Source organism: Thermoleptolyngbya sichuanensis A183 (assembly GCF_013177315.1).
GTDB classification, from domain to species: Bacteria; Cyanobacteriota; Cyanobacteriia; order Elainellales; family Elainellaceae; genus Thermoleptolyngbya; species Thermoleptolyngbya sichuanensis.
The window spans coordinates 565,986-582,990 of the sequence record NZ_CP053661.1; the positions used below are offsets into that span (position 1 = coordinate 565,986).

Here is a 17,005-nt window from a genome sequence, read left to right on the forward strand (position 1 = left end):
GGACACGATGCCATCCAATCTCTATGAAACCGATTTTTACGCTTGGACGTTAGAACAGTCGAATCTGCTCAAGGAGGGGGATTTTAAGCATCTCGATATTACCAATTTGGTGGAGGAAATTGAGTCTTTGGGAAAACAACAGCGTCAGGAACTTAGAAATCGACTCGGTGTTTTGATTGGGCACCTGTTGAAGTGGGACTATCAACCCGAAAAGCGTAGTAAAAGCTGGCGAGTAAGCATTCGTGAGCAGCGGCGAGAAATTTTGCAACTCCTGAAGGAAAACCCTAGCCTCAAGCCCTATCTATCACAGGCGATCGCCGATGCCTATGAAGCTGGCAAGGATTTAGTGGTGAAGGAAACTCCTTTGGATTATGGAAATTTGCCTGAGAGTTGCCCCTACACATTTGAACAACTGTTTGACCCGAATTTTCCCACGGATTTGAACCCTGCTTGAGCCAACCTAAAATGCAACTGAATCGCCAACGTGCCCAAAAGTATCTCCAGAAGTTTGATTTGGCATCTCTGTTTATTGAAGAATTGGGCTGGGATACGGTCGATCGCATCGTGTTGCCCTTCGAGATTGATGGTCACTTTTTCGAGGTGGTATCCATTGCCCAAAAGCGTGGCTTCATTGTCTACCAGTGCCTCACCCCAGAGATTCCGGCTCGTCCGCTTCGGATGAAGCTCGATTGCCAACTGACCGACTACAGCAAATCCCACCTGTTGGTATTGGGCGATGAGGGGAAGACACAGCAGGAGTGGTTGTGGCTCAAACCAGAACTTGGCAAAAGCCCCAAGGTGCGATCGCACTCTTACAAGGTGGGTCAGAATTCAGAGCCGCTGTTGCAAAAGCTGGAAGCGTTGATTGTTGATATCCAAGAAGAAGCGAGTTTAACCCATGTGGATGTGGCGCAGAAGGTGAAGCAGGGGTTTGATGTTGAACGGGTTACGAAGCAGTTTTTCCAGGATTTTGAAGGGTTACATCAGCGGTTTTGTTTGGAAATTGAGGGGATTGATTCGGAGAGCGATCGCCGGTGGTATGCTTCGGTTTTGCTCAACCGGTTAATGTTTGTCTATTTCCTACAGCGTCGCTATTTCCTGGATAACGGGGATGCCTCGTATTTACAAAATAAACTCAAAGCCTGTCAACAGGAAGGTCGAAACTTTTATCAGTTTCTCCAGGATCTATTCTTTGTTGGTTTTGCTGAGCCGGAATACCTGCGTGATCCAGTAATTCAGCAGCGTATAGGCAAGATTTGTTATCTCAATGGCGGCTTATTCCTCCGCCACACGATCGAGCAAAAGTATCCGCAAATTCAGATTAGCGATCGCGCCTTTTCCCAAGTATTCGACCTATTTTCCCGTTATTCCTGGCATTTAGACGATCGCCCCGATAAAGACCCCTTGGAAATCAACCCCGATGTGTTGGGCTATATCTTCGAGAAGTATATCAACCAAAAAGAATTTGGTGCCTACTACACCCGCCCAGAAATTACAGAATACTTGTGCGATCGCACGATCAACAAACTGATTTTAGATCGCCTTACTCCCCTCTCCCCCCTTGGGAGAGGGGCTGGGGGTGAGGGTGTTTCCTCCGTGCTCTCCCCCCCGGAGAAAGGGGCTGGCAGAGAGGGACTGCTACCCCTGCTCGCAACCCTAGATATGAATCAGTGCGATCGCCTACTCAACGAGATTTTACCGAACCTAACCCTGCTCGACCCCGCCTGTGGTTCGGGAGCATTCTTGATCGCGGCAATGAAAACATTGATTCAAATTTATCAAAGGGTTGTTGACCGGGTCAAATCATTCCCAGAAAGCTCTGCGTCAGAAAACATCCAAAAATGGCTCAAAGAAGCCGCTAAACATTCCTCTCCGGAGTACTACATCAAAAAACGCATCATCACCGACAACCTGTATGGCGTAGACATCATGGAAGAAGCCACCGAAATTGCCAAATTGCGGCTATTTTTGGCATTGGTCTCCTCCGCCAAGCGGGTTGAAGATTTGGAACCTCTGCCCAATATTGATTTTAATATCATGGCGGGCAATTCGTTAATTGGCTTGATTCGAGTCGATGCCGAAGGATTCGATCGCCTGTCTACCCCCCCCTCGCAAAAAGGGAGAGGGGCTGGGAGTGAGGTCATATTTCAGGGCAATTTGCTCCAAACCCTCGCTGCTTCTGCTTATCAGCAAATCCTACAAGACAAAAACCGAACGATTGCCCTCTACAAAAAACACGCCTTCCAGAACAACAATGAGGAACTGCCTCAAGAAACGCGGTTATTGCAACTGCGAGACCACATTGATAAACTCAATCGGGAATCCCAAAGCAAGTTAAATCAGTTGCTGTTGGATGAATTTAGCACGAAGTTGGGAATTAGGTATGAGCAAGCTCAACTAACGGGAAAACCCCAAAAACGACCGCTGACCCTTGCCGATATTGATATTCTGGAACCCTTTCACTGGGGCTATCACTTCGATACTGTGTTTGCCCGGGGTGGCTTTGATGCCATTATTACCAATCCCCCGTGGGAAGTTTTCCAAACCGATGAGAAAGAATTTTTCCAAAAATATAACAGTTTAATCCGCAAGAAAAAACTTGATATCAAATCTTGGGAGAAACAGCGTGATCAACTTTTAAAAGATGAAGAAATAGCTAAGGCGTGGTTGAGCTACTGTAGCCAGTTTCCTCATGTTAGTCAGTATTTCAAGAAAGCAGACCAGTATACCAATCAGCGTTCAGAAGTAGATGGTAGGAGTGTCGCCAGGAAAATAAACTTATATTCCTTGTTTGTAGAACAGTGCTATAACCTTCTGAGAGAAGGCGGAGAATGTGGAATTGTTATTCCCAGCGGAATTTACACAGACTTAGGTACAAAACAACTGCGCGAAATGCTCTTTTCCCAGACCCAAATCACGGGTTTATTCTGCTTTGAAAATCGTAAGACTATTTTTGAAGGAGTCCATCGGAGTTTTAAGTTTGTCATCCTTTCTTTTGCAAAAGGCGGGCAAACCCAAGCTTTTCCGGTGCGCTTTATGCGTCATGAGGTGGCAGAACTTGGCGAGTTTCCAGCACCTGACGATATTTACTTAGATGTACCCTTCATCCGCAAGCTCTCGCCGGACTCGCTCTCCATCATGGAGTTTAAGGAATCCATTGATATTGCCATTGCCCAAAAGATGCTGCAATTTCCCTTGTTGGGTGAAGCAATTGAGGGAACATGGAATCTAAAACTACGCCAAGAGTTTAATATGACAAGTGACAGTTATCTATTCAAAACGGAGCCTGCCCCGGGGCGCTTGCCGCTCTACGAAGGCAAGATGATTCATCAGTTTACCCATCGGTTTGCCCCACCCCGCTACTGGATCGATGAAAAAGAAGGGCGCAAGGCGCTGTTAGGAAGGAATGGAGTGGATAATGGGCAAAAGCTTGATTATAAAGACTATCGTGTAGTTCATCGAAGGATTGCCCGAAATACTGATACTCGGACTTTAATCGCTACCGTTTTGCCTCCTAATCATTTTTGTGCAGACACAGCACAATCGGTTAGAAATTTATTACCTTATAATGTCACTCTTTATTTGACAGCAATTCTAAATTCGTTTGCGCTGGATTCGGAAATTCGTAGAAAGGTAACAACACACTGTGATATGCATTTTATGTATTCTCTGCATATCCCTCGACTTCAGGAGGGCGATCGGTGGTTTGATGCCATTGTGGAACGCGCTGCCAAACTCATCTGCACCACGCCAGAATTTGATGACTTGTGGCAAGAGGTTTTCCCTCATCCCCTAACCCCTTCTCCCAAGGGGGGAGAAGGGGAACCGGACAGCTCTTTTGCCCCCCTCTCCCGTTCTGGGAGAGGGGCCGGGGGTGAGGGCGGCAGGGGGGTGACCGATGAAACCGAGCGGGCAAAACTCCGTGCCGAACTGGATGGCATCATTGCCCACCTCTATGGCTTAACCGAAACCGAATTTGAGCATATTCTCAGCACCTTTCCCCTTGTTCCCGATGCCACCAAACAAGCGGCTCTTAAGGCCTATCGTGATGTCGAAAGGGGGCTAATCTCTTGACTACTATTGCTACACCGCTGAAAACCTCAACGACCTCATCAACCACAACATCAAATACCGCATGGGCAGAGACAACGGAGGTGATGACTGATGTATACCATATATAACGTTGATTCATCCGCGAAACGGTACTTGCACCGATCAAATCTTCGCTGCTATTTCGGCCACGATACCTGCGCCGTTCCAATATACTTTTCGCGAGGTTATGCTAATTGAGCAAAAGGACGGCGGGGCTTGGAGCATAATTTCGCGGGTTGGCAAATCACAAAGCGACGAACAAAGCGATTCACCCAAGTCTCCGGTCGTCCGCGAATTTTAATCAAGTTTTTTTGGCGGCGACTGGGTGATCGCCCGCGTTAGCCCTCAGCGCCCTGGTTCTGTCAGCTTATCGGTGAGGAGACGATGGCTGCTCTGCAGGGCTTGCGCCAACGCCCCCCAATTGCGAAGGCTCGGTTCTTCGAGATCTGGGTCAAGCCGAATACTCCCAGCAACTTTCGGATCAGCCGCAGAGGCTGAGTAGCGACAGACTTCGGTCAGTGTGCAACGTCCCAAACGGTAGCCGGGGGGGCGATCGCCCAAAGATGTCGGTACTGTGAAATGAGGGCGATCGCCGAAAGGTGTCGGTGCTGGGAAATGAAGGGCGATCGCCCAAAGATGTCGGTACTGTGAAATGAGGGCGATCGCCGAAAGGTGTCGGTGCTGGGAAATGAAGGGCGATCGCTCAGTGCATGGTCGTCTCCTCTCCTTTGCTGTTCCGTCTCCCTATAACTGCGTTGGTGCGGACGGAACAGAGGTTATCGGTGAGAGTTCAAGCTTGTCTGCCGCCGCACAACTTTGCCGTTAGCCCTCAGCGCCCTGGTTCTGTCAGCTTCCGGTGGGGTCGGCGATTCGCCCCCCAATTGCAGAGGCTCGGTTCTTCGAGATCTGGGTCAAGCCGCATACTCTCAGCCGCTTTCGGGTCAGCCGCAGAGGTTGAGTAGCGACAGACTTGGGTCATTAGACCTCCTGCATGAATCAGGAAGCGTGTGCCAGTTCGTAGTTGAGCAACCCTGCAATCAAGTTCAAGCGCAAGCCAAAGCGTCGTCTCCAGTTGCGATAGGGAAAAATCACAGCTTGATGGACGACTGTAGTAGAGAGGATTGCTCAGCGCAAGCAAAATTTTGCTACGGAGTGTGAAGGGCGATGCTTCTTGGGAAATAGAATGCGATCGCCCCTATCCCTTTTCTTATCCAGGTAAAGCCCGTTATCGAATGCTGATGGTCAGGCTATATTCGCCGGAGGCATTGGCCTGTTCTTCGGGCACAATCCGCACGCGCACGTAGTAGTCGCCGCTGGCAGGCAGCACGCCCGACCAGTTGCCGCTGCCCGTATAGAGCGTGCGGCTATTGGGCTGCATCACGATGACTTGCAGAAACGGCGAGGTGCCTGTGATGCTGGTGGACATGGTTTGTCCGGCGCGGGCGTTGAGGATGTAGTCGCGCACTTGGCTGCCCTGCACGCGACCGCCGACGGTGGCCGCCGATGAACCGGGGGCGAAGGAAACCCGCTGCGGCTCGAAGGAGGACGGCGGTGCGGAAGAATCGGGGCGAACCAGATCACCGCGCACCCAGCCCCGCGCACCGGTTCGAGGGAATAGCACCTGATACCAGAGGCGGCCGTCAGAACTGGAGTTGACGGAGGTGATGATTTCGACGCGATCGCCCGGAAGTCCGTAATGCCGGATGGGGGCCGTGGTCGAGGGCAAATCGCGCACGTTGATGCGGCTGCCGGGGCTGGCGGTCAGCGTGGCCATTTCTGCCAGAGCCGCCAACGGAGCGAGGGCTATGAATGCCAGCGTCAGGGCAGTCGAGGTCAAAAACTTCGCAATACCGTTCGCAATACCGGGGGTGAGTGAAAGCTTCATTCAGTCAAACCTCAAAAAAGCGTGGAAATAACAAAATTGGTGGAGCCAAGACAGGACTTATGCGGATCAAACCTGCAAACATGGAGTCTGCAATTTTGGCTCAGGAAACCCGGTTAAATCTTTAAATCCAAAAATCCAAGTGATTTAGCTACATCTGGGTGATTTACGTTGATCTGCACATCAAAGAGATACCCAAAGTATTCAGGTTTTTACACGAAATCCACGACAAAATCTGACCCTTTTCACCGATTTTCTAGGGCGATCGCCCCCTTGTAAAGTTCAGACCGCAAGCATTTCCAGAATATGCAGAAAGTCTTCAGGACAAAGATTAAGAAAAAACGACGACTTTTGCAGGATGGCTAGAACTGGCGCGTCCAGTCCTGAAACCAGCGCTCGACGACGACCTTGGTCTGGGTGAAAAACTCGACCGCGTGCTTGCCCTGGCCGTGCAAATCGCCAAAGAAGCTCTCCTTCCAGCCGCTGAAGGGGAAAAAGGCCATCGGTGCGGCCACGCCGATATTGATGCCAATGTTGCCCGCTTCGGCTTCATGGCGAAACTTGCGGGCGGCCGCGCCGCTGCTGGTGAACAGGCACGCCATGTTGCCCCAGTGGCCGCTGTTAACCAGGGCGATCGCCTCCTCGATCGTGTCTACATGCAGTAGCCCCAGCACCGGGCCAAAAATCTCCGTCTGGGCGATGCGGCTGTCGGGGCGCACGTCTTGCAGCAGCGTCGGGCGGACGAAACTGCCGGATTCGTAGCCAGAAATTTTGGGATTGCGCCCGTCGATCAGCGGCGTTGCGCCTTCGTCGATGCCCTGCTGGATCAGGTCAGAAATGCGATCGCGGCTTTGTAGATTAATCACCGGGCCCATCTGCACGCCCTGATCTAGCCCGAAGCCCACCACGCGAGACTTGGCCGCTTCTGCCATTGCCTCGGTGAAGGGTTCCCGCGCCCGCCCCACCGTCACCATCAGCGACGCGGCTAGGCAGCGCTGTCCGGCACAGCCAAAGGCGCTGTCTGCGGCGATCCGAATGGTGGAATCTAGGTCGGCATCCGGCAGCACGATGATCGGGTTCTTTGCGCCACCCTGACACTGCACCCGCTTGCCGTTCGCCGCCGCCCGACTGTAGACGTATTTCGCCACGGGCGACGAGCCAACGAAGCTAATGCCGCGAATCGCGGGATGGTCCAAAATCGCATCGACGGCTTCTTTTGCGCCATTGACCAGATTCACCACACCGGGCGGTAAGCCCGTTTGCTCGATCAGCCGCATCACCTTTTGCAGCGTCAGGGGCACTTTTTCCGACGGCTTCAGGATGTAGGTATTGCCGCAGGCGATCGCATAGGGCAGAAACCAAAAGGGAATCATGCCAGGAAAGTTAAACGGGGCGATCGCCGCACAAACGCCCAGCGGCTGGCGAATCATGAATTCATCAATGCCTCGCGCAATGTCTTCCGACACATCGCCCTGCATCAGCATGGGAATGCCGCAGGCCACTTCGACGTTTTCAATCGCCCGCTGCATCTCGGCTCTGGCTTCGGCATAGATCTTGCCGCACTCTAGCGTAATCGTCCGCGACAGGTCATCCAGGTTCTCTTCGAGCAGGCTCTTGAGCTTGAACAAATACTGAATGCGATCGCCCGCTGGCACGCGCCGCCAGGTTTGAAACGCCGCTGCTGCTGCCTGAGCCGCGTCATCCACCTCATGGGCGGGCGACAGGGGCACTTTCGCCAGCACCTCACAGGTGGCAGGATTCACCACATCTAAATAGTCGGTCGCTGCCGACGCGCACCACTGTCCATTGATATAGTTCTGCAATTGCTCTGCCATGCCGAAATGTCCTGCGTTTGATTCCTGCGTTCTGTTAGCGGTCTGCTCTTCAGGATAGCAGCGGGCGCAAGCCGGATAGGGAGTGGAGGGCGATCGCCCCGGCAAGCCAGAGTAAGAAAATGCGGCGAGTCAGGCTCAGGGCTTGCTGGATGCGTTCAGGCGTGATGGGACGCACGGGATCTGCCAACAGCGGCTTGTGGGTGAGGTTGCCGCGATAGGTGTTTTGTCCGCCGACCTGCACATCCAGCGCAGCGGCATAGGCGCATTCGCTCCATCCGGCGTTGGGGCTGGGGTCCTGGGGGGCATCGCGGCGGCAGCGCTCTAGCACATGGCGGGGTCTGCCAGAGAGCAGCGCAATCGTCACCACCGTGAGGCGACAGGGTAGCCAGGTCAGCAGGTCATCCAGGCGAGCGCTGGCCCAGCCCAAGTATGTGTAGGGGGCGGCTCTATAGCCCACCATCGAGTCGAGGGTGCTGGCGGCTTTGTAGCCCAGGGCTAGCGGCACGGGGCCAAGGGGGGTAACCGATCCGGCGATCGCCCAAAACAGCGGAGCCGTTACGCCGTCGGTGGCGTTTTCGGTCACGGTTTCCAGCACGGCGCGGAGAATTTCGGATTCTGGCAGGCTTTCTGTATCGCGCCCTACGTAGCGGCTGAGGTGCGATCGCGCTTCGGGTAAGTGGCCCGCTGCTAGGGGACGCAGCACGTCTGCTGCCGCATCGCGCAGGCTGCGCCCTGCAAAGCAACTGGCCAGCAGGATCGATTCGATCGCCAGTCCCAGGAATGGATGAACCGTGCGACTGAAGTCAACGATGAGCCAGCCAACAAAGCCGCTGCCGAGGACGAGGGCGATCGCCAGCAAAACCCCTGCCGCCCGCTGCCAGACCACCCGTTGCTGCACGGATTCTGGCTCCGTCGTCAGATGCAGCCCGTCCTGCACCCAGTGGCTATAGCGACCGATGGCCCAGCCCATCACCTGCACCGGATGCAGCCAGTTCCACGGGTCGCCAATCAAAAAGTCCAGCAGGGCGGCGATCGCCAGCGGCAGGGCAGGGTTTTCCAAAAAATTCACGATAATTATCAATCCAGCGGCTTCCTCTATTTTCGGAGGAATCTGCGCCCGTGGGAGCAAGGGGTTCAGAGGGGGCGATCGCCCTGAGGCTGCGACAGGGTGCGGTTCTGGTGGGCGGCTGGGAGGATTGGGAGAGGCGGGCGATCGCCAAAAGCAATCCCGTCCAGTGGTTCAGGCACTTTTTGTATTTTGTTCTTCTTTTTATAAAAAAGAGTTTTCAAAAGTCTTTGAGAAGGTTTTTGAAGACATCAAAGGCAGTCTGGCTCTGAAAGAAAATACAGGATGCTTTTTAGACTGTGTAGAACCGTTTAGAGACGTGAACTGATTTGTCAGACCCTTTCCTTTGGGCATTTGGCTCTTCATAATTCACACAGTAGCCGCGATTGCCGCTGCTACTTCTCTCCTCTCTCCAGTTTTCATCCCTTCACCAGGAGCTTGCCCGTGAAACTTGCGGTCTACGGAAAAGGTGGCATTGGTAAGTCCACCACCAGTTGCAATATCTCAGTTGCCCTTGCCCGTCGCGGCAAAAAGGTGCTGCAAATCGGCTGCGACCCCAAGCACGACAGCACCTTTACCCTCACGGGTTTCCTCATTCCCACCATCATCGACACGCTGCAAGAAAAGGACTATCACTACGAAGATGTGTGGCCCGAAGACGTGATCTACAAGGGCTACGGCGGCGTGGACTGCGTAGAGGCAGGCGGGCCGCCAGCAGGGGCGGGCTGCGGTGGCTACGTTGTCGGCGAAACTGTGAAGCTGCTCAAGGAGCTAAATGCCTTTGATGAGTACGATGTGATCTTATTCGACGTGCTGGGGGACGTGGTGTGTGGCGGGTTTGCTGCCCCGCTAAACTACGCTGACTATTGCATGATCGTCACCGACAACGGCTTCGACGCGCTGTTTGCCGCCAACCGCATCGCCGCCTCCGTCCGCGAAAAAGCCCGCACCCACCCGCTGCGCCTTGCTGGGCTGATCGGCAACCGCACCGCCAAGCGCGACCTGATTGATAAATACATCGAAGCCGTGCCCATGCCTGTCCTGGAGGTGCTGCCCCTGATCGAAGACATCCGTGTGTCTCGCGTCAAAGGCAAAACGCTGTTCGAGATGGCGGAAAAAGACCCCTCGCTGAACTACGTCTGCGACTATTACCTCAATATTGCCGACCAAATTTTGGCTCGTCCCGAAGGGGTTGTGCCCAGCGATGCACCCGACCGCGACCTGTTTAGCCTGCTGTCTGATTTTTACTTGAATCCTAAAGAAGCGCCGAAGCGGGCCGAAGAGGAACTGGACTTGATGATGGTCTAGTGATAGATAAAGGGGGCAGGAGTTGGGGTCAGAGGTCGGGGAAAAGCCTGCAATTCTTTAGCTTTGCGGAAGATGACAGAAGGGGCGATCGCCACCCGATACTCTAAACTCTGTAGTTTGAATCCCCGAACCCTGACTCCCGAACCCTGACCCCTAATGAACGTTCAATACCTCCGCAAGTCCCTGAAAATCGCCTGGCTCACCTACTATCGTGAAAATCGAGAGTGGATTGCGCGGCTGGGCGTTTGGGTAGACTGTACCGGACAGCGGCGACCCTCCTCTGGATTCATTTTGGGAACGCTCTCGACCCTAGAGCCACAGTTGACGAGCCTGCTGCCGCTGATTGTAGACCTCAGCAACGACCCCGACCGCATCATCCTGGCGCTAGGGCTCAACTTCAACCCCGACGACGAACTCGACGAACTGGACGACGACGCTCCCAAAATGCTCCCCAGCCGCACCCTCGCCTCCGAAACGCCCCTCGACCTGCCCGAAACCAAGCCCGCTAGCAAGGTTCCCGCTGTCCGCCTGTCTTCCAAAATTGACGAAGCCTGTACGGGCGTGGGAGAGCGGGATTAACGGAGCGCCCGGAGTGATGGCTAGTTTACTTCACGTTACGCCAGCCCCCAATCCCCAATTCTTCTCTTCCCTCTTCAACATCCCAACACTCCAATACTCGCCATGACCCTCGCCGATACTCAACCCCAAGCGCTGAACTTTGACTGTGAAACGGGCAACTATCATACCTTCTGCCCAATTAGCTGCGTCGCGTGGCTCTATCAAAAAATTGAGGACAGTTTCTTTCTGGTCATCGGCACCAAGACCTGCGGCTATTTCTTGCAAAACGCGATGGGCGTGATGATTTTTGCCGAGCCGCGCTATGCAATGGCAGAACTGGAAGAGGGCGATATTTCTGCCCAGCTAAACGATTACGAAGAGCTAAAGCGGCTGTGTGAACAGATTAAGCGCGATCGCAATCCGTCCGTCATCGTATGGATCGGCACCTGCACCACCGAAATCATCAAAATGGATTTGGAAGGCCTCGCGCCCAAGCTGGAGGCAGAGATCGGCATTCCCATTGTCGTGGCCCGCGCCAACGGACTGGACTACGCCTTTACCCAAGGCGAAGACACCGTGCTGGCGGCAATGGCGGCCCGCTGCCCCGACAAAGCACCCGTGCTGGAGTCCGAAAAAGCCGAGCGCAACGCCGTGCAGCGATTGTTGAACTTTGGCCGCAAGCAGGAAGACGTGAAGGCGGAAGAATCGGAATATGTAGACCATCCGCCGCTGGTGCTGTTCGGCTCCCTGCCCGATCCGGTCGTCACGCAACTGACGCTAGAACTAAAGAAGCAGGGCATCCGGGTTTCTGGCTGGCTACCGGCCAAGCGGTTTACGGAGCTGCCTGTGATCGAAGAAGGCTATTACGTCTGCGGCGTGAACCCGTTCCTGTCTCGCACCGCCACCACGCTGATGCGCCGCCGCAAGTGCAAGCTGATCGGCGCACCCTTCCCCATCGGCCCAGACGGAACCCGCGCCTGGGTGGAGAAAATTTGCTCTGTGTTTGGCATTGAGCCGAAGGGACTGGAAGAGCGCGAAACCAAAATCTGGGAAGGGCTGGAGGATTACGTTTCTCTGCTACGCGGCAAGTCGGTCTTTTTCATGGGGGATAACCTGCTGGAAATTTCCCTGGCCCGCTTCCTGATTCGCTGCGGCATGACTGTCCCCGAAATCGGCATTCCCTATATGGACAAGCGCTACCAGGCGGCGGAACTGGCGCTGCTAGAGAAGACCTGTGCCGAAATGGGCGTGCCGCTGCCCCGCATTGTGGAAAAGCCCGACAACTATAACCAGATTCAGCGGATTTATGACCTGAATCCTGATCTGGTGATCACGGGCATGGCCCACGCCAACCCGCTAGAGGCGCGGGGCATTAATACTAAGTGGTCGGTGGAGTTCACCTTTGCCCAGATTCACGGCTTTGCCAACGCCCGCGACATCCTGGAACTGGCGACCCGCCCGCTGCGCCGAAATACCTCGCTGAAGGATCTGGGCTGGGACAAGCTGGTCAAGGAAGAGGCAAACGTGTAGGGCGCTTGTCCTGATCTAGCCCGCGTCTGAGACAACCCTTGGCAAAACTGATTCCGGCAGGATTTACGCAGTTGGATGATTTCTGGTGGGCCTTGTCTGTGAGAAATCATCCAAAATCCGAAAAATTCATCGAAAGCGCGTAGGTTCTGTCTGAATTAGAAAATATCACTGCGAATTTTTTGAATTGCCCGCTTCAACGGCTCAATATCTTGAGAGCAGATTTTGTAAATTTCTTCTGCATCATTGAAGTAGTTGTGCGCCAGTAGATTCCGAATTCCTTTGACTCCTTCCCAATCGATGCTCGGTTGCTGTTTAAAGAAATCTCTATCTGCACGCTTATCAATTCTTTGAACATTCTCGCCAATTGCAATGAGCATCATGGCAATTGCATCTAGCCGATCCAAACCCGCGTCATCGCGCAAAAAGTCCCCCGGAGAATCGATTCCTATAAAGCGCCGCTCGATTCTTCTGATCGCTTCTTCAATTTCAAGAAATAGCTCCAAGAGTATCGATCGATCACGCATACACCGCCTCTTGATCGATCCTGGCTTTGAGGAATTGATTCATGCCGTGCCAATAGCGAATCACGTCTACATCTCTGCCAAATTTTTCTTCCAACTCTGCCTTTAGGCTGGCGCGTTTCAGAATATCGGGCAGCATTTGCACCACGACATCAATATCGCTTTCCTCATGGGCTTCATTTCTGGCGACAGAGCCAAAGACCCCAATCTGACCTACCCCATAGCGTTGAGCGAGTTCGGGCTTGAGCGCTTTCAACTGAGCCAGAACTTCCTCTTTCGCAATCGGCTTCATTGAGCGGGTCGTCATTGTGATGCTTGGTAACGCTTGCTAGGTGGCTCTTGATGAGAATGCTCACCCACAATATTAACGCCATCAACGCCGCTTGCCGCTTGCAAGTTGCGTTCACGAAAACTAATGGAATGGCATCCGTCCCAGCCCTTATAGAATGGAGTATTAATGGAGTATTAAGCAGCGTCTCTCCATTGGGGCAATAAGGTTTTGATGTACACCTATGCGTTTGTCCTTCAGTCAACCGAGTCGATTGTGCTACCGGCGGGCATTAGCGGCGAGTTGATGCTGCTGTACGAACTGGGGGTGGGCGCGGTCGTGGAGCCGGGGCTGGACTTGGCCATGCTGGAGCAGAGCGACGAGCGGCTGATGCGGGCAGTCTTGCACCATGACCAGGTGATTCGTGAGGTGTTTGAGCAGGTTCCTGTGCTGCCGCTGCGGTTTGGCACGCAGTTTGTGTCGCAGGAAAAGCTGCTGGAGCATCTGCACGTCAATGCGGCTGGCTACCAGGCAACCCTGACGCGGCTGGTGGGGCAGGCTGAATATACGTTAAAACTATCGCCGCGATCGCCCGAATCTTCTGCCCCAAGCCCGCTGGCGACTGCCGGAACCGGACGCGACTATTTTCTAGCAAAAAAACAGCAATTTCAACAGCAGCTTGATCGCCAGCGGCAGCAGCAAGCAGAACTGGAAGCAATTAAAGGGGCGATCGCCCAGGCCTATCCCATGCTCCAGATCGACGCACCCCGCGATGGCGTAGAGCGGCTGCACCTATTGCTCAGTCGAGAGGCGGAGCCTGCGCTGCGGGCGCAACTGGAAGAGTGGCGATCGCGCTGTCCTGGCTGGCACATGGCGCTGAGTGAGGCGCTGCCGCCTTATCACTTTGTGTAGTTTTTGGGTTGGGTTTGCGTAATTTCTGGGGCAAGGGCTGAAACAATATTCAAGCCCCCAAACCGCAATAGCTCCGCTCCTGAACCGACCTGGATTTCAGCCCCCAACCCAGGCAGTGTGGACGGGGCTATTGCGCTGATTAGGGAAGGCATATTGATTTTGGATTTTGGATTGGCGATTTTTGGATTGCAGGGCTTTTAGCAGTTTCATTCAGTTTCATTCATGGGGTGGCTCAGGCGACTCAGGCGAATTGACAAAAGGATTGCTCATTTAAGGATTGCTCATTAAGGATTTGCTCACTGGCGAGATTGGGTGAAATTGCTCTGAAAATCTTCGTAAAATTGGAGTGAATGCCGGAGAACGGTCTGGCGGATACGGGATTTCCTGCATAGAATTGCTCTGAGTGGCAGTTTGCAATGTGCTGCTGGAACGGCAGCGTGCAGATTGGCTCAATGCGCTCAGGTTTTTCCTGTTCCTTGCAGTCCCCCAATTCCTAGACATCCTATGGCAGGTCAACTTTCTCCCTCTGCGTTTGTCCAGCGGCCCATTTCCTTTGGGACAGACGGCTGGCGCGGCATGATCGCAGCAGACTTTACCTTTGAGCGGGTGATGCAGGTTGCGCCACGGGCGGCGATCGCCCTAGAGCAGACGTATGGTGAACAAACCCAAAATCGCCTAGTGATTGTGGGCTACGATCGCCGCTTTTTGTCGCCGGAGTTTGCTCAGGTGGCGGCAGAGGCGCTACAAAAAGCGGGCTATGACGTATTGCTGTCGGAATCCTTTGCGCCAACGCCGGCCTTTAGCTGGGCGGCAAAGCAGCAAAACGCCCTGGGGGCCGTGGTGATTACTGCCAGCCATAATCCTGCGGCCTATTCGGGACTGAAGGTGAAGGCAGGCTTTGGCGGGTCGATTCCGCCGGAGGTGACGGCAAAGATTGAGACGCTGCTGGGACAGGAACTTCCCTCCGTAGAGCAGCCGGGGACGCTGCAAACCTTTAACCCGTGGACGAGCTATTGCGAAGGGCTGCGGGCCAAGGTGGATGTGGAAAAACTGCGGCAGGCGATCGCCACGGGCAAGCTCACCGTGTTTGCCGATGTGATGCACGGTGCAGCGTCGGGCGGGCTAGAGCAGCTTTTGGGCACGCCCATTCATGAGCTAAACGGCAGCGCAGATCCACTGTTTGGCGGCGGCGCACCAGAACCCCTGCCCCGCTACTTGCCCGACCTGCTCCACCAAATCCGAACCTATGAGCGGCGATCGCCCGATGAGCTAGTGGTGGGGCTGGTGTTTGATGGAGACAGCGATCGCATTGCCGCCGTCGATGGCGCAGGCAATTTCCTGAGTTCTCAAGTGCTGATTCCGGTGCTGATTCAGCACCTCGCTACCCATCGCGGCTTCACAGGTGAAATCGTCAAAACCATCAGTGGCTCGGATCTGATGCCCCTGGTTGCCAAGCTGCACAACCTGCCCGTCTATGAAACTGCGATTGGCTACAAATACATCGCCGACCGCATGTTGGAAAGTCAGGTTTTTCTGGGTGGCGAAGAATCCGGCGGCATCGGCTACGGCAACCACATTCCCGAACGCGACGCGCTGCTGTCGGCCCTGTATGTGCTGGAAGCCGTCGTAGACAGCGGCATGGATCTGAGCGACCAATACGCCGCGCTGCAAGCCAAAACGGGCTTTACCTCTGCCTACGACCGCATTGACCTGCCCCTGGCCAGCATGGACGTGCGATCGCGCTTGTTGAACCAGCTCAAGACCCAGCCCCCCCAGGCGATCGCCGGACAGTCGGTGCTGAGCATCCTGGATATCGACGGCTACAAGTTTCGTCTGGCAGATCAAAGCTGGCTGCTGATCCGCTTTAGCGGCACAGAACCCGTGTTACGCCTCTATTCGGAAGCCGCTACCCCAGAGCGTGTGCAGCAAAACTTGCACTGGGCCAAGGACTGGGCCAACTCTATTTCCGGTTAAAACAGCCCTCCGCCTTCTAGTTAAACCTTCTAGTTAAAACAGTCCTCCGCCATGCTAGCGAGGATTGGAGGTGCAGCGACTGATTCATTACTGATTTATTACTGATAGGACTTACGCACTTGCGATTGAAGTTCCTGGGTTTTGGACGATTTCTCGCGGGCGCAGCCCGCGAGAAATCGTCCAACTGCGTAAGTCCTAACTGATTCATTATTGGGTTCGTCCGCAGTGGCGGCTGCTCAAAGGCCCCACTCCAGCTATGGCAGTGGGGTTTTGCGATTCGGCATCCCGATATTTTGTGAGCAGGCTTTGTAAACCCCTGCTTTCTGCGATCCGATCGGGAAAAATCGCTGAGTGGAGCGGGCTTGATCCGTAGCCAATTCTGATAGGGAAATTGTCTCATCTGCTTCTAGGATGGCTGCCAATCTTGCAGGGGATTGATCAGCAGACCGGGACGCGCGATCGCCATTAATAGGTTTTCCTGATCAAACCTGACCCAAGTGCATGGATCCCAGTCTAGAATTCAGGCTGAATTACCGCTTGGGCGATCGCTCCTGAGTTTAAAGACTGACATCCAAGCAGGCGATCGCAGCATTCTAGGATGGTTAGATCGGCTAGGCTGCTCGATTGATTAACAAACCTGATCGGTGCAACCTGGGGATAAGATCAAATGCCAAATTAAACCAGGCTGCCATGACTTGAGAATTCTGGATTGGTTAGATAAACTGTGAGGGCGATCGCGCCTTGTGCCATTGGCAATTTTTTTGAATCAATTCCGAATTGGGGATTGATTTTCTAAATCTGTTATATACTGATAACTCAAAACAAGTAACTTGAGCGGAATTTCAAGCCCGTTGGGTAAGCGCTTAGATTATTAATTTATGCTTAAGCCTTATCGCGGTCGGGTTAATAGGGCACTCTCGCCTGAGTGTGTGAAGTCTCGATTTGAAATCTCCACTCGATGTTAGAGTTTGCCCTGGCATGATTGTCAGATTTGTCGGATTTGTCAGATTTGGTTGTCAGATTTTGATTGTCAGATGGGATTGTCAAAAATTAACCCAA

Annotated in this window: 13 protein-coding genes; 7 read left to right on the forward strand and 6 right to left on the reverse strand. The window is 53.8% G+C overall.

Annotated features, from left to right (window positions below):
* Window positions 1-7: 7 nt before the first annotated feature.
* Both HPC62_RS02500 and HPC62_RS02505 read left to right on the forward strand, forming a co-directional pair.
* Complete coding sequence (locus HPC62_RS02500; RefSeq protein WP_172353608.1) at window positions 8-454, forward strand: DUF29 domain-containing protein; 447 nt, start codon at window positions 8-10, stop codon at window positions 452-454.
* Window positions 455-465: 11 nt separating this feature from the next.
* Window positions 466-4,074, forward strand: a complete 3,609-nt coding sequence (locus HPC62_RS02505) for an Eco57I restriction-modification methylase domain-containing protein (RefSeq protein ID WP_172358742.1) — start codon at window positions 466-468, stop codon at window positions 4,072-4,074.
* 499 nt (window positions 4,075-4,573) lie between these two features.
* On the opposite strand, the gene HPC62_RS02510 is transcribed toward HPC62_RS02505, so the two are convergent.
* The 4 genes from HPC62_RS02510 to cbiB form a co-directional block, all read right to left on the reverse strand.
* A complete protein-coding gene (locus HPC62_RS02510; protein ID WP_172353609.1) occupies window positions 4,574-4,726 on the reverse strand; it encodes a hypothetical protein in 153 nt (50 codons plus the stop codon).
* A gap of 591 nt (window positions 4,727-5,317) precedes the next feature.
* Window positions 5,318-5,977, reverse strand: coding sequence for an SH3 domain-containing protein (locus HPC62_RS02515; RefSeq protein WP_225910601.1), 660 nt, complete (start codon window positions 5,975-5,977; stop codon window positions 5,318-5,320).
* Window positions 5,978-6,336: 359 nt separating this feature from the next.
* Window positions 6,337-7,809: a CoA-acylating methylmalonate-semialdehyde dehydrogenase gene (locus tag HPC62_RS02520; protein WP_172353610.1), complete on the reverse strand. Its 1,473-nt coding sequence runs from the start codon at window positions 7,807-7,809 to the stop codon at window positions 6,337-6,339.
* A gap of 49 nt (window positions 7,810-7,858) precedes the next feature.
* Window positions 7,859-8,878 (reverse strand): adenosylcobinamide-phosphate synthase CbiB, encoded by a 1,020-nt coding sequence (gene cbiB, locus HPC62_RS02525; protein ID WP_225906725.1) that lies wholly within the window; start codon window positions 8,876-8,878, stop codon window positions 7,859-7,861.
* A 441-nt stretch (window positions 8,879-9,319) separates the two neighbouring features.
* On the opposite strand from cbiB, the gene bchL reads away from it, so the two are divergent.
* The 3 genes from bchL (at window position 9,320) to HPC62_RS02540 (ending at window position 12,271) form a co-directional block, all read left to right on the forward strand.
* Window positions 9,320-10,183 (forward strand): ferredoxin:protochlorophyllide reductase (ATP-dependent) iron-sulfur ATP-binding protein, encoded by an 864-nt coding sequence (gene bchL / locus HPC62_RS02530; protein WP_172353611.1) that lies wholly within the window; start codon window positions 9,320-9,322, stop codon window positions 10,181-10,183.
* A gap of 156 nt (window positions 10,184-10,339) precedes the next feature.
* Window positions 10,340-10,762: a DUF5331 domain-containing protein gene (locus tag HPC62_RS02535; RefSeq protein WP_172353612.1), complete on the forward strand. Its 423-nt coding sequence runs from the start codon at window positions 10,340-10,342 to the stop codon at window positions 10,760-10,762.
* 102 nt (window positions 10,763-10,864) lie between these two features.
* Complete coding sequence (locus HPC62_RS02540) at window positions 10,865-12,271, forward strand: ferredoxin:protochlorophyllide reductase (ATP-dependent) subunit N (protein WP_172353613.1); 1,407 nt, start codon at window positions 10,865-10,867, stop codon at window positions 12,269-12,271.
* 155 nt (window positions 12,272-12,426) lie between these two features.
* Here HPC62_RS02540 and HPC62_RS02545 read toward each other — a convergent pair whose 3' ends face one another.
* Complete coding sequence (locus tag HPC62_RS02545; protein ID WP_172353614.1) at window positions 12,427-12,795, reverse strand: HepT-like ribonuclease domain-containing protein; 369 nt, start codon at window positions 12,793-12,795, stop codon at window positions 12,427-12,429.
* On the reverse strand, window positions 12,788-13,099 hold the full coding sequence (locus HPC62_RS02550) for a nucleotidyltransferase family protein (RefSeq protein ID WP_172353615.1): 312 nt from the start codon (window positions 13,097-13,099) through the stop codon (window positions 12,788-12,790). The genes HPC62_RS02545 and HPC62_RS02550 overlap by 8 nt, the downstream gene beginning before the upstream one ends.
* A gap of 195 nt (window positions 13,100-13,294) precedes the next feature.
* Here HPC62_RS02550 and HPC62_RS02555 point away from each other — a divergent pair, with 195 nt between their 5' ends.
* A complete protein-coding gene (locus tag HPC62_RS02555) occupies window positions 13,295-13,972 on the forward strand; it encodes a GvpL/GvpF family gas vesicle protein (protein ID WP_172353616.1) in 678 nt (225 codons plus the stop codon).
* Window positions 13,973-14,476: 504 nt separating this feature from the next.
* Window positions 14,477-15,946, forward strand: coding sequence for a phosphoglucomutase/phosphomannomutase family protein (locus HPC62_RS02560; RefSeq protein WP_172353617.1), 1,470 nt, complete (start codon window positions 14,477-14,479; stop codon window positions 15,944-15,946).
* Window positions 15,947-17,005: the final 1,059 nt, after the last annotated feature.